Annotated in this window: 15 protein-coding genes; 13 read left to right on the top strand and 2 right to left on the bottom strand. The window is 32.0% G+C overall.

What is annotated here, in order from left to right; genetic code table 11:
* Position 1: 1 nt before the first annotated feature.
* The 9 genes from ABXT56_RS06385 (at position 2) to ABXT56_RS06345 (ending at position 8109) form a co-directional block, all read left to right on the top strand.
* Positions 2–955 (top strand): 2-hydroxyacid dehydrogenase, encoded by a 954-nt coding sequence (locus tag ABXT56_RS06385; RefSeq protein WP_415299874.1) that lies wholly within the window; start codon positions 2–4, stop codon positions 953–955.
* A 108-nt stretch (positions 956–1063) separates the two neighbouring features.
* Positions 1064–2221: a TRAP transporter substrate-binding protein gene (locus tag ABXT56_RS06380; protein ID WP_415299873.1), complete on the top strand. Its 1158-nt coding sequence runs from the start codon at positions 1064–1066 to the stop codon at positions 2219–2221.
* A 95-nt stretch (positions 2222–2316) separates the two neighbouring features.
* A complete protein-coding gene (locus tag ABXT56_RS06375; protein ID WP_415301405.1) occupies positions 2317–2901 on the top strand; it encodes a TRAP transporter small permease subunit in 585 nt (194 codons plus the stop codon).
* A complete protein-coding gene (locus ABXT56_RS06370) occupies positions 2891–4252 on the top strand; it encodes a TRAP transporter large permease (RefSeq protein WP_168606998.1) in 1362 nt (453 codons plus the stop codon). The genes ABXT56_RS06375 and ABXT56_RS06370 overlap by 11 nt, the downstream gene beginning before the upstream one ends.
* Before the next feature lie 10 nt (positions 4253–4262).
* Positions 4263–5600: an amidase gene (locus ABXT56_RS06365; RefSeq protein WP_415299872.1), complete on the top strand. Its 1338-nt coding sequence runs from the start codon at positions 4263–4265 to the stop codon at positions 5598–5600.
* Positions 5590–5769: a hypothetical protein gene (locus ABXT56_RS06360; protein WP_168607000.1), complete on the top strand. Its 180-nt coding sequence runs from the start codon at positions 5590–5592 to the stop codon at positions 5767–5769. Before ABXT56_RS06365 ends, ABXT56_RS06360 begins: the two co-directional genes overlap by 11 nt.
* Before the next feature lie 13 nt (positions 5770–5782).
* Positions 5783–6694, top strand: a complete 912-nt coding sequence (locus ABXT56_RS06355; protein WP_415299871.1) for a DMT family transporter — start codon at positions 5783–5785, stop codon at positions 6692–6694.
* On the top strand, positions 6678–7496 hold the full coding sequence (locus ABXT56_RS06350; RefSeq protein ID WP_415299870.1) for an alpha/beta hydrolase: 819 nt from the start codon (positions 6678–6680) through the stop codon (positions 7494–7496). Before ABXT56_RS06355 ends, ABXT56_RS06350 begins: the two co-directional genes overlap by 17 nt.
* A 49-nt stretch (positions 7497–7545) precedes the next feature.
* Positions 7546–8109 (top strand): hypothetical protein, encoded by a 564-nt coding sequence (locus ABXT56_RS06345; RefSeq protein ID WP_415299869.1) that lies wholly within the window; start codon positions 7546–7548, stop codon positions 8107–8109.
* On the opposite strand, the gene ftsY is transcribed toward ABXT56_RS06345, so the two are convergent.
* Entirely contained in the window at positions 8102–9019 is a 918-nt protein-coding gene (gene ftsY, locus ABXT56_RS06340; RefSeq protein WP_415299868.1) for a signal recognition particle-docking protein FtsY, read from the bottom strand. The two genes, ABXT56_RS06345 and ftsY, sit on opposite strands and share 8 nt — an antisense overlap.
* The gene (dapF, locus tag ABXT56_RS06335; protein WP_415299867.1) at positions 9019–9843 is read right to left on the bottom strand and encodes a diaminopimelate epimerase; all 825 of its coding nucleotides are present in this window, start codon (positions 9841–9843) and stop codon (positions 9019–9021) included. The genes ftsY and dapF overlap by 1 nt, the downstream gene beginning before the upstream one ends.
* A gap of 159 nt (positions 9844–10002) precedes the next feature.
* Here dapF and ffh point away from each other — a divergent pair, with 159 nt between their 5' ends.
* From ffh to rplS, 4 genes are read left to right on the top strand one after another with little or no spacing between them, the layout of a single operon-like run.
* Complete coding sequence (ffh, locus tag ABXT56_RS06330; protein WP_415299866.1) at positions 10003–11361, top strand: signal recognition particle protein; 1359 nt, start codon at positions 10003–10005, stop codon at positions 11359–11361.
* A gap of 14 nt (positions 11362–11375) precedes the next feature.
* Positions 11376–11957 carry a 30S ribosomal protein S16 gene (gene rpsP / locus ABXT56_RS06325; protein ID WP_415299865.1) on the top strand — a complete coding sequence of 194 codons (582 nt, stop codon included), beginning with the start codon at positions 11376–11378 and terminating at the stop codon, positions 11955–11957.
* A gap of 8 nt (positions 11958–11965) precedes the next feature.
* On the top strand, positions 11966–12652 hold the full coding sequence (gene trmD, locus ABXT56_RS06320) for a tRNA (guanosine(37)-N1)-methyltransferase TrmD (RefSeq protein ID WP_415299864.1): 687 nt from the start codon (positions 11966–11968) through the stop codon (positions 12650–12652).
* A 16-nt stretch (positions 12653–12668) separates the two neighbouring features.
* A complete protein-coding gene (gene rplS, locus ABXT56_RS06315; protein WP_415299863.1) occupies positions 12669–13193 on the top strand; it encodes a 50S ribosomal protein L19 in 525 nt (174 codons plus the stop codon).
* Positions 13194–13203 lie beyond the last annotated feature (10 nt).

Genomic DNA, 13203 nt, shown 5'->3' with positions numbered 1-13203 from the left:
AATGAAAAAAATATTAGTTACAAGAAAATTAATTAAAGATAGTGAGGAAAAAGCTTCAAAACTATTTGATGCAAAATTTAATAGTAATGATGAATTATATTCTCAATCAAAACTGATCGAGTTAAGTGAAGGACAAGATGCGATTCTAACTTCTTTAACTGACAAGATGGATGAAGATACTATAAATAAGTTACCAAATAGTATTAAGGTTATTTCTAATTTTGCAGTTGGTTTTGGAAATATAGATTTAGAAGCTGCTAAAAAAAGAGCGATAGCAGTAACTAATACTCCAGAAGTTTTATCTGATGCAACAGCTGAGATTGGAATTTTATTAATACTTGGTGCTTGCAGAAGAGCTTCTGAAGGTATTCAAGCTGCAAAAGAAAGTAATTGGAAATGGTCAGCAGATTATTTAATAGGAAAACAGTTAACAGGAACAAGACTTGGCATTTTAGGAATGGGAAGAATAGGTCAAAAAATTGCAAAAATCGCCAAGGCTTTAGGAATGGTTATTCATTACCACAACAGATCAAAACTAAATGAAGAGAAAGAACAAGGTGCTATTTATCACGACAGTATCAAAAGTCTTTTTGGAGTTTCGGATGTATTATCTATTTGTTGTCCTGCAACAAAAGAAACAGAAAATTTAATTAATAAAGAAACATTAGAGTATTTTCCGACAGGTGCAGTTATTACCAATGTAGCACGTGGAGACATCGTTGATGATGAAGCTTTAATAGATGCGCTAAATAGAAGAAAAATTTATGCAGCAGGCCTTGATGTTTACAAAGGGGAACCAAATTTAAACTCAGGTTATCTAAAAATTAAAAGTGTTTTTATTTTACCTCATCTTGGAAGTGCTACAAAGCACACAAGAATTGCTATGGCTAATCTAGCTATTGATAATATTGATGAGTTTTTTAAAACAGGAAACTGCATTAATAAAGTAAATTAATTTCTATCTCAGATTGTAAAATGATGTTAAAGCGACACATTCGCTCTAGACTCTTCTCGGTATATATAATTAAATCTCAGAAGTTAATTAACTAATAGAGGAGAAGTAATGATTAAAGATAAAAAATCTTTGAAGGCTTCAACACCTTCAAGACGTAAGTTCTTTAAAGCAGCAGCAGTAACGGGTGCAGCAGCAGCAACAGCTGTAGCAATGCCCAATATTGCAACTGCAGACGGACACGTTACATTAAAAATGCAAGCTGCTTGGCCTTCAGGTGCAAACATTTTTTTTGAAATGGCAGGAGACTATTGCAAAATGGTCAGCGACATGTCTGGTGGATCACTTAAAATTGATCTTCAGCCTGTTAACTCAATTGTTAAAACTTCAGAAATTGGAGCAGCGGTAAGTGATGGAATTATTGATATGGGTCACTGGGTGACAGCATATTGGTATGGAAAAAATGCAGCAGCTTCTCTTTTTGGAACTGGACCTTCATACGGAATGTCATCTCAAGAAGTTATGGGATGGATGGAGTATGGTGGAGGAAGAAAATTATATGAAGAAGCAGTAGCTAGTGTTGGATTTAACTATACTGGATTCTTTCATATGCCTATGCCAGCACAACCTTTTGGTTGGTTTAAAAAGAACGTAACTAAAGTATCTGATGTTAAAGGTATGAAGTATAGAACAGTTGGTTTAGCGACTAACGTTTTAACTGCTATGGGAATGGTCGTAAGACAATTACCAGGTGGTGAAATTCAACCAGCAATGAAAACTGGTTTGATTGATGCTGCAGAGTTTAACAACCCAACATCAGACTCACAGTTTGGAATGCAAGATGTCTCTAAACACTATCACTTAGGAAGTTTCCACCAATCTCAGGAGATGTTTGAAATTCCTATGAACACTAAGAGACTAAAAAGTCTTTCACCTGCTCACCAAGCTATCTTGAAGAACGCTGCTTATGCTGCTAACTCAGATAACTACTTCAAAGCGCTAGTTAGATATTCAACTGACTTAGCTAAATTGATGAATGAGCATAAGGTTAATGTTTACCAAACATCTGATGCTATCTTAGCTGAACAGTTAAAAGGTTGGGATAAAATCGTTGGTGAGTTCTCTGCAAAAGATGCTTTCTTTAAGAAAGTTATCGACTCACAAAAAGCATACGCTAAGAGAACAATGAAGTATCTGTTGATGAATCAACCGAACTACAAATTAGCTTATGAAAATGAGTTTGGACCAATTGGAAAAGTTAAAATCTAATTAACTTTTAAATAATTTAAAAGAGGGGAGTTAAGGCTCCCCTTTTTTTTATAGTACAGTTTTTTAAAAAATTAGGATATTCTGTTTAAATCATGATGAGAGCTTATATAAAATTAGCAGACACATTAAGCACTTCAATAGGTAAGGCTTTTTCTTGGTGTATTGTTATTTTAATGGGTGGAACTTGTTATGAGGTAGTAATGGCTTATGCATTTAACAAGCCAACACTTTGGAATTTTGATTTTAGTATGCAGATGTATGGTGCAATATTAATGATGTCAGGTGCATATTGTTTAGCAACAGAATCTCATGTTAGAGGAGATGTAATTTACCGTTTATTTAAACCAAGAACTCAAGGTTGGATTGATTTAGTGCTTTATTTTATTTTCTTTTTTCCTGGAGTAATTGCATTAGCATTTTATGGATATGAATATGCAGCACTTGCTTGGAAAATAAAAGAAACGAGCTGGAGTAGCCCAGCACAAATACAAATTTATATGGCCAAATCTCTTATTCCGGCAGCAGGTATATTTCTAACTATTCAAGGAGTTGCTGAGGTATTTAGATCAATAATTTGCATTCAAACTGGACACTGGCCTGCAAGAATGGTTGTTGCAGAAGAGACAGAACAAATTTTAATGAGAACATCACAAGACGAGGATCAAAAAGATGTTATTTAGCCTAACAAATCCAGAAGTTGCAATCCTAATGATGGGATTGTTTTTGTTTGCTGTACTATTAGGTTTCCCAATTGCATTCACTTTGATGGCGATGGGAATAGGATTTGGATATTATGCTTATTATGATCCCGCTTTGATGGATCATATATTTGATAATAGGATATTTTCATTATTTGTAAAAAATACCTACACCGTTATGGATAATAACGTCCTCACTGCTGTACCGTTATTTTTATTTATGGGGTACTTAGTTGAGAGAGCAGGAATAGTTTCTAAATTATTCTTTGCAATAAGATTAGCAGCACACAGACTTCCTGCTTCAATGGCAGTTGCCGCATTAATAACGTGTACTTTATTTTCTACAGCAACTGGAATTATTGGTGCTGTTGTAACATTAATGGGGTTACTTGCTTGGCCTGCAATGGTTAAAGCGGGATATGATAAAAAATTTGCATCAGGAGTAATATGTGCCGGTGGATGTTTAGGAATTTTAATACCGCCAAGCATCATGTTAATAGTTTATTCAGTAATAGCTCAACTATCACCTTTAAGATTATTTGCTGCAGCAATATTTCCAGGACTTTTACTTGCTGGTTTATATATAACATATGCTGTAACTAGAGCTTGGTTAAACCCTTCAATTGCACCTAAGCCCGATGCATCTGATATTCCACCAAGAGCAGAAATATTAAAAGAAGTGCTAGTTTCTTTTGTTCCTCTTTTTGGCTTAATAATGCTTGTACTTGGAACAATTTTAGCAGGTATAGCAACACCTGCAGAAGCAGCTGCTGCCGGAGCATTTGGAGCAATACTTTTATCTTGGTTTTACAAAACATTAAAATGGCAAAGTTTTAAAGAATCTGTCTTTTTAACAGCTAAAACTACTGCAATGATTATGTGGTTATTTATTGGTTCTTGGACTTTTTCATCTGTGTTTTCATATTTAGGAGGTCATGAAATTTTTGAGCATTTCTTTAAATCAATAGAAATAACAACTTGGCAGTTTTTAATTATCACACAAATAATAATTTTTCTTTTAGGATGGCCCTTGGAATGGACTGAAATTTTAATTATATTTGTTCCAATATTTTTACCTTTGCTTGAGGTATTTAATGTTAATCCATATTTCTTTGCAATGTTAATTGCATTGAATTTACAAACATCATTTTTAACCCCTCCGATGGCTATGTCAGCCTATTACTTAAAAGGTGTTCAAAAAAATAATGTTGAATTGATGCAGATATTTGCAGGTATCATGCCATTCTTGGGAATAGTGATATTTGCAATGTTTCTAATGTATATGTTCCCAGGTATTGCCCTATGGTTGCCAGAAACATTGTTTGCAGATTAGATAATTTAAAATGATAGATATTTTTTCTCTTACAGCCAATAAGTTGGTAGACAAACTAAAAGAAGGAGAAATTTCTTCAGTAGAAGTCTGCACACAGTATATTGATAGAATAAAAAAATTTGAAAAAGATGTTAAAGCATGGGCATATTTTGATAAAAAAGAACTTTTAGAAAAAGCAGAAGAGGCAGATGAGTACAGAAAATCAGGCAAACCACTAGGATCCCTTCATGGTTTACCTGTTGCAGTTAAAGATATTATTGGAACCTTAGATATGCCGACAGAATGTGGAACTGTTATCAGAAAAAAAATGACAGGATCACAAGAAGCAGAAGTTGTAAATTTACTTAAGATAGCAGGAGCCATTGTTATGGGTAAAACAGAAACTACTGAACTTGCATATTTTCATCCTGGAAAAACTACAAACCCACATGATTACTCAAGAACACCAGGTGGCTCATCAAGTGGTTCTGCAGCAGCTGTAGCATCACACATGGCACCATTATCAATAGGCTCACAAACCAATGGATCAGTTATACGACCCGCATCTTATTGTGGAGTAGTTGGTTATAAACCATCATATGGATTAATTTCTCGTAGTGGTGTTTTAAAGCAATCTGATAAACTTGATCATATTGGTGTATTTGGAAAATCTGTTGAAGATGTTGCTTTACTGACCAAGGCATTGATAAAAAAAGACCAACATGATTCTTCAACAATTCATTATTCTGCAGATGAAATGTTAAAAGTTTGTAAAAAAGGGCCACCCTATGAACCAAAATTTATATTTTATAAAACTAAGAGTTGGAAAAAAATAGATAAAGAATCACAAAAATCATTTGAACTATTTATTGAAGCCTTCTCAAAAAATATTGAAGTATTTGATACCCCATCTTACTTTGATGAGATTCCAAAGTATCATAAGGTAATTCATGAAACTGATATGGCTAATAATTTTCAAGTTTATTATAAAAAATCAAAGAAAAAACTTTCTAAAGAAATGATAAGTGCAATCGAAAGAGGAATGAAGTATTCAGCAAAAGAGTATGCTGAAGCAATTGATTTTATGAAACAAAGCTATAAATCTTATCAGGAAGTATTTGAGGATTATCATGGTGTTTTAACTCCTTGCACAACTGGTGTTGCAGACAAAGGTTTAAAAAGCACTGGTAGTCCAGAATTTTGTACTGTGTGGACTTATATGGGACTGCCATCAATTTCATTGCCTTTACTTACTGGTACAAATAATTTACCATTAGGCATTCAGTTAATTGGAGACAAGCTAGATGATTTAAGGTTCTTAGGTGTAGCTAATTGGTTGGAAAAAAATTGTAAAAAATATGCTAAATAAAATAACAACATTCTTAGGTTCTGCTCTTGCAGCAGCATTTTTAATAGGTCTTGCAACAACGTTAACAAGATCTTCTATGATTGGTTTTTGGGATGTATTGCCAGTATATATTTTAATGGCTGTAGCAATTTTTATGATGATTTACGAAGCCTTTTTCGATAAAAATTAATTTTTCAGTTCTAGTGAATAATTTTAAAAATAGTTATTTACCCTTCTTATTATTGTTTATTCAGCCAATTTTTATGGCTAGTAATTTAATAGTAGCAAGAGGTGGTGTGGAATATGTTCCTCCAATTTCTCTAGCTTTTTGGAGATGGGTAGTAGTTTTTTTATTATTATTACCTTTTACTTACAAATCTTTAAAAAAAAATTTTAAATTTATAAAGCAAGAATATAAAAGAATATTTTTTATCGGTTCAATGGGTTGTGGTGTTTGTGGAGCTTTTCCATTTCTAGCTGGACAAACAACTACTGTTATTAATATGGGAATTATATATTCATCTTCTCCAATATTCATAATTCTTATCTCTAGTATTTTTTTTAAAGAAAAAATAAACTTTCTTAGAATTGTGGGACTTTTCTCTTGTTTGGTTGGTGTTTTTGCCATTATCATTAAGGGTAATTTATCTTTGTTAATAAGCCTCAAGTTTACAATTGGAGATTTATGGATGTTAGCTTCTGCAATAGGATGGGCTCTTTATTCTATTTATTTATTTTATTGGAAAACAAATCTAAAAATTTTTGACAGATTTACTTTAATTGCATTCTTCGGCATGGTCAGTTTGCTACCATTTTATTTGATAGAAGAGACCTTCTTTGTAAGAACTGTCTTTAATTCAGAATTTTTTATGTGGGTTTTATTTGCAGCTATATCACCAGGAATTATAGCATTTACCTTATATACAATGGTACAAAAGAAACTTGGCGCTTCAATTACTGGTTTTACACTTTATATTTTTACTGTTTATAGCGCTATTTATGGTTTTCTATTTTTTAATGAACAGCTTGAATATTATCACTATTTAGGAACAGCCTTGGTTTTTGGTGGTGTATATTTAGTTAAAAAAAAAAGTAAATATGAAAAAAAAACTTAAAGAGTATTTATTGAAGTTAATTTTAATTATTCCGATAGCTTACTTTTCTTTACTCTTCATTATATTTATATTTCAAAGAAACTTATTATATCACCCAAAAGAAAATAATTATTTTGGTGATGAATTAAAAGTTAAAATAGAAAAAGTAAAGATTCAGACAGGTGATAATTTTGAATTATTAGGATGGTTTCATGAAAAAGATCTTAGAAATTTTAAAACTATCGTTTTCTTTCATGGTAATGCAGGAACATTAGAAAATAGAATACATAAAATTAATCATTTTAAAGAAATGGATATAAATTTTTTAATCATTTCTTGGAGAGGATTTAGTGGAAACTTAGGCAAACCATCAGAAAAAGGTTTATATGAAGATGGAGAGAGTGCAATTAATTGGTTAAAAGAAAAAGGACTTAAAGATAATGACATTGTTGTGTATGGTGAGTCTTTAGGTACTGGGATTGCAACCCATGTTGCTCAAAAGTATAAATTTGCAGGCGTTATACTGGAATCTCCATTTACATCTATGGTTGATGCAGCAAAAAATGTGTATCCATATTTTCCAATCAGATTTTTACTTAAAGACAAATATGAAAGTGATAAAAAAATTAAAAATCTTAAGTCTCCAATTATGATAATGCATGGAGAAGCAGATAAAATAGTGCCATTTTGGATGGGAAAAAAAATGTATAAATTAGCAAATGAACCAAAATATTCTTACTTTTCTGAAAAAGACAATCACATGATGGAATACAACGAAAAGATGATATTAGTTTTGAAGGAATTTTTAAATAGTTTAAATTAAGCCACAATCTGACCAAATAATTTACAAATTTCATTTCTATAAATAGTCAGTGAAAAAATTTATTATAATATCATTTTACTTAATTTTTATTTCAGGTTCCGTAATTGCAGAAAATATAGAATCTTCAGCAAATAATCTCTTTCATATAGGACAAATGAATTCACATAATAAAAATTTTGCTCTTTTTTTTAAAACTAGAGATAAAGCTATTTTAGCAAGAGGGGAGGATTATAATTATGTTACAGATTTTCCTCAAGATTTATATATCTATAATTATGAAACAAAAATTTCATCACCATTAATTTCATACGAATGGTTTCCTTCACAGGCAAAACACCTCTTAGAAGGTTATGATTATCCAGTTTTTCCAGAAGACTTTGCTTATTATTTATTAAAAGATAACAACACCTTAGTCATGATTAGTGCAATTAAAAATATAAGAAAAAATTTCAAATTTGATATTGCTAATAAAAAGTTAAATTCATACCCATCAAATGGTAAGTTTGATTTTATAATTTCATCAATTGCAAAAAATTGTGGACATTCAGATCTTAAAGAAAATTATAAATGTAATTATTATAAACCATTGATTTCAAATAATTTGATTAATTAAATTGTATAAATGCTTCAGCAAATTTTTCTGCATTAAAAATTTGTAAATCATCTTCTTTTTCACCGAGTCCAAGAGCGATTATGGGAAGCTTATATTTTTTAGCAAGTGCTAATAAAATGCCTCCTTTTGCAGTGCCATCTAATTTTGTCATTATCAAACCAGTAAGGGGTATAATTTTGTTAAATTCTTCCACTTGATTGATTACATTTTGACCAGAGGTTGCGTCAAGCACTAGGATTACATCGTGAGGAGCATTTGGATCTATTTTTTTAGTCACATGAGCAATTTTTTTATATTCTTCCATTAAATTTTTTTTATTTTGCAATCTCCCTGCTGTATCAATTAAAACATGATTAAAATCACCCTTTAAAGCATCTTCTATAGCCTTATAAGCAACAGATGCAGGATCAGACCCTTGAGTGGATTTGGTTATTTGTACATCAATTTTATTAGCCCAACTTTCTAATTGCTCTATAGCAGCTGCTCTAAATGTATCGCATGCAGAAAACATGACTTTGTTACCATTAGATTTTAAAATTTTACCAACTTTTCCAATAGTTGTTGTTTTTCCAACTCCGTTAACACCCGATACTAAGACTGCATTGAGTTTTTCTTTCTTATCAAAAAAATTCTCACTTTCTAAAGGTTTCATTAAAGTGACTATATAATCTCTTAGAATTAAATTTACTTCATTCAAGATATCTTTTTTTGGATCTATTTTTTCTTGACCAATAATTTTCTTAATTTCCTCAGCTGCAACAAGACCAACATCTGATTGAATTAGATATTCTTCAATTTGATCTAATGTTTTGTCATCTATTTCTTTTTTGACAATTATTTCTCTTAAGCCAGACGTAAATGCAGAGGCACTTTTTTTAAAACCAATTTTAAATTTATCAAAAATTCCCATTATAATTTAATGTCAATATTTTTGATATCAGACACTGGTCCTTTCATGTGAATACTATTTCTTTCATCAATCGAAATTGTTAAATTACCTAATTCAAATGCTATATCTGTAGTTTTTTCTACTAGATTATTAATATTAGCTGCAGCAGCCGTTGCACAAGCTGCCGTACCACAAGCCTTAGTAAGCCCAGCTCCTCTTTCCCAAACTTTTACTTTTATTAAATTTCTATTCACAACTTTGGCCAGGGTCACATTACATTTTTCTGGAAATAGTGAGTGATTTTCAATTTTTGGACCAATACTTTGTAAGTCAAATGCCTCTATATCGTCTACAAAAAAAATTATGTGTGGATTGCCTACATTTATGGCTGTTCCACCAATATGCTTGGTATTTTTTCTGTCTATAATTTCAATTTTTAAGTCTTGTGTATCTAGTTGCTTACTTAAAGGAATCTCTTGCCAATTAACTTTTGGTATACCTATTTCGGTCTCAACTAAATTATTTCCTAAAATTTTTGATTTTAGAGAACCTGAAGCTGTTAAGAGTGTTATTTCTTTTTTACCACTTTCTTTTGATAGAAGATCTGCCACACACCTAGTACCATTTCCACAAGCTCCAGATACACTTCCGTCTAAATTATAGAATTCTACATCTGCATCTATTTCTTTATTTTTCTTAATTAGGATGAGTTGATCACATCCAATAAAACTACGATCACATACCTTAATTATTTGATCTTCGCTTAAATTGAAATCTTGGCTTCTTTGATCAATAATTACAAAATCATTGCCTAAACCATCCATTTTAAATGCTTTAATATCCATATATAGATATTTAACTTATTTATTGACTTTTTGAACCTCTATTATAGGTTGATTTCGTTTCCACAAAAACGTTAAATTTGTGGTGTCTTTGGAAACAAAGAGATCAACACTAGTCAGCGATATTCGCCCACTAGTGCGAAACTGCTGTGTGTAATAAATATGTTTGAAAACTTAACAAATAAATTCGAAGAAATTTTTTCTTCTTTAAAAAAAGCAGCTTCACTTGATGAGAATCAGGTAGATGAAGGCTTAAGAGGTATTAGACAGGCTTTATTAGAGGCCGATGTGTCTTTAGATGTAACTAAAGATTTTATAGAAAAAGTTAAGCCAAAGGTTATGGGTCAAGAAATAATCAGATCAACCTCTCCAGGAGATATGGTTGTTAAAATTGTTTATGATGAACTAGTAAGCCTTTTAGGTGAAAGCAACACAGATATTAATTTAAATGCAGTTCCACCAGTTCCAATGATGCTAGTGGGTTTGCAAGGTTCAGGTAAGACCACAACTACAGCAAAATTAGGCAAATATTTAGAAAAAAATAAAAAAAAGAAAATAATGATGGTCAGTCTTGATGTGTATAGACCAGCAGCCCAAGAACAATTAAGATCATTAGGTGAGCAAAATGATATTTTAACTCTTCCTATTATTGAGGGGCAGTTACCAGAAGATATTTGCAGAAGAGCCGTTAATGCTGCAAATCTCAATGGTGCAGAGATTATTTTATTTGATACAGCAGGTAGAACTCAAATAGATCTACAGATGATGAGTGAAATTAAGCAGATAGAAAATATAATTAACCCAACAGAGACATTTTTAGTAGCAGATTCTTTAACAGGTCAAGTTGCTGCTGAAGTTGCAAAAGAATTTAAGAATACTGTAAATTTAACAGGTATTGTTTTAACTAGAGCTGATGGTGATGCCAGAGGTGGCGCAGCCCTTAGCATGAAGTATGTTTCTCAAGTACCTATTAAATTTTTAGGTGTAGGAGAAAAAATAGAAAATCTAGAAGTTTTTCACCCAGATAGAATAGCAAACAGAATATTAGGAATGGGAGATATTGTTTCTCTTGTTGAAAAAGCTGCCGAAGATCTTGGTGAAGAGAATATTAAAAAGGCAGAGGAGAACTTAAAAAAAGGACAATTCTCTATGGAGGATTACTTAACTCAACTTAGACAGATGAAAAAAATGGGAGGTATAGAAGGAATTATGTCATTTATGCCAGGTGTATCTAAAATGAAATCACAGATGGACGCTTCAGGAATTGATGAAAGAGTTATCACTCAAAATGAAGCAATCATTTTATCTATGACGAAAAAAGAAAGAGGAAACCCTAAAATCATTGATGGTTCTAGGAAAAAACGAATTGCTAATGGCTCTGGAACAGATGCGGCCACTATCAATAAATTGCTTAAGCAATTTAAAATGATGTCTGAAATGATGAAAAAGATGTCAAAAGGAAACCTGAAAGGTATGTCAGATAAAGGGATACCTCCAGAGCTACTAAATCAACTTAAATAAATAAAGGAAAAAAAATGTTAAAAATAAGACTATCAAGAGGTGGAACAAAGAAAAGACCAGTATATAAAGTGGTTATAGCCGACAGTCGTCGTGCAAGAGATGGAAAATTTATTGAGAAAGTAGGATTCTTTAATCCTCTTTTACCAAAAGATAAAAAAGAAAGAGTTGGGTTGGAAGCCGAAAGAATAAAATATTGGTTAGGTCAAGGTGCTCAACCAACAACTAGAGTTGCAAGAATTTTAGGTGAAAATGATATTATGGCAATGCCTGCAAATGGTAGCAATCCAAGCAAAGCTATTCCAAAAAAGGAAAGAAAAAAAGAAGGAGAAGAAGCTCCTAAAGCAGAAGCTCCTAAAGCAGAAGCTCCTAAAGCAGAAGCTCCTAAAGCAGAAGCTCCTAAAGCAGAAGCTCCTAAAGCAGAAGCTCCTAAAGCAGAAGCTCCTAAAGCAGAAGCTCCTAAAGCAGAAGCTCCTAAAGCAGAAGCTCCTAAAGCAGAAGCTCCTAAAGCAGAAGCTCCTAAAGCAGAAGCTCCTAAAGCAGAAGCTCCTAAAGCAGAAGCTCCTAAAGCAGAAGCTCCAAAGGAAGAGGTTAAATAACTGGTTTCATGTGGCAAGCTCAGATATTCACACTTTACCCAGACATTTTTCCAGGCCCTTTAAGTAAAGGGCTTTATGGAAAAGCTTTATTAAATAAACTCTGGGATCTAAAAGTTGTAAATATAAGAGACTCAGCTGAAGATAAACATAAGACTGTTGACGACACGCCTTTTGGTGGTGGATCAGGAATGTTGTTGAAAGCTGATATTTTGGCAAAATCAATAGATCAAAATAAAAAACAAGGAGAAAGAATTTTTTATTTATCTCCTAAAGGAAAAAAACTTGATCAAAAATTAGCACTAGAACTTTCAAAAGAAAAATCAATCAGTTTAATATGTGGTCATTTTGAAGGTGTTGATGAAAGAATATTATCAACAAGAAATATAGAAGAGCTTAGCATTGGAGACTTCATTTTATCAGGAGGTGAAACAGCATCTTTTGTTGTATTAGATAGTATCCTAAGATTATTGCCTGGAGTGTTAGGAAATGAGCAGTCAAAAACAGATGAGAGTTTTGAAAATGGCCTTTTAGAGTATCCTCAGTATACAAAACCTCAAATTTGGGAGGAAAATAGTGTCCCTGAAGTGTTATTATCAGGGGATCACAACAAAATTAAAGACTGGCGTTTATCACAATCAGAGGCTATAACACGCGTCCGAAGACCAGATTTGTGGAAGAAATATAAGAAAAATTAGTTTGATAAATATTACTATGAAAACAATAGAAGAAATAAACCAATTTAACGTTAAACAAATACTTGCTGAAAAAAAAATACCAGAATTTTTTCCAGGTGATGTTATAAAGGTTGGTGTAAGAATTACAGAGGGTAAAAAAGACAGAATTCAATATTTTGAAGGTGTTTGCATAGCAAGAAAAAATAGAGATTTAAATTCCTCATTTACAGTTAGAAAAATTTCTTTTGGGGAAGGTGTTGAAAGAACATTCCCTTTATATGGAACAGTTATTGATACAATAACAGTTATTAGGCATGGAAAAGTAAGAAGAGCCAAATTATATTACTTAAGAGATAGAACAGGTAAATCAGCTAGAATTGCAGAAAAAATTAGAAAAAAAATAGGTATAGAGGTTGATGTTAAACCTGAAATTGTAACTGAAGAAACTTTAGCACCGGTTGCTGCAGAACCTAAAATAAAACCAGATGTTCAAGCAGAACCTGAAAAAAAACCAGATGTTCAAGCAGAACCAAAACTAGAAAAATCAGAAGAAAAAAAATAGCTTTTTTTTC

This window comes from Candidatus Pelagibacter sp. Uisw_134_02 (assembly GCF_047720265.1).
Taxonomy (GTDB): domain Bacteria; phylum Pseudomonadota; class Alphaproteobacteria; order Pelagibacterales; family Pelagibacteraceae; genus Pelagibacter.
Note: the sequence above shows the minus strand (reverse complement) of the source record. Positions and strands in the feature narration are given on the sequence as shown.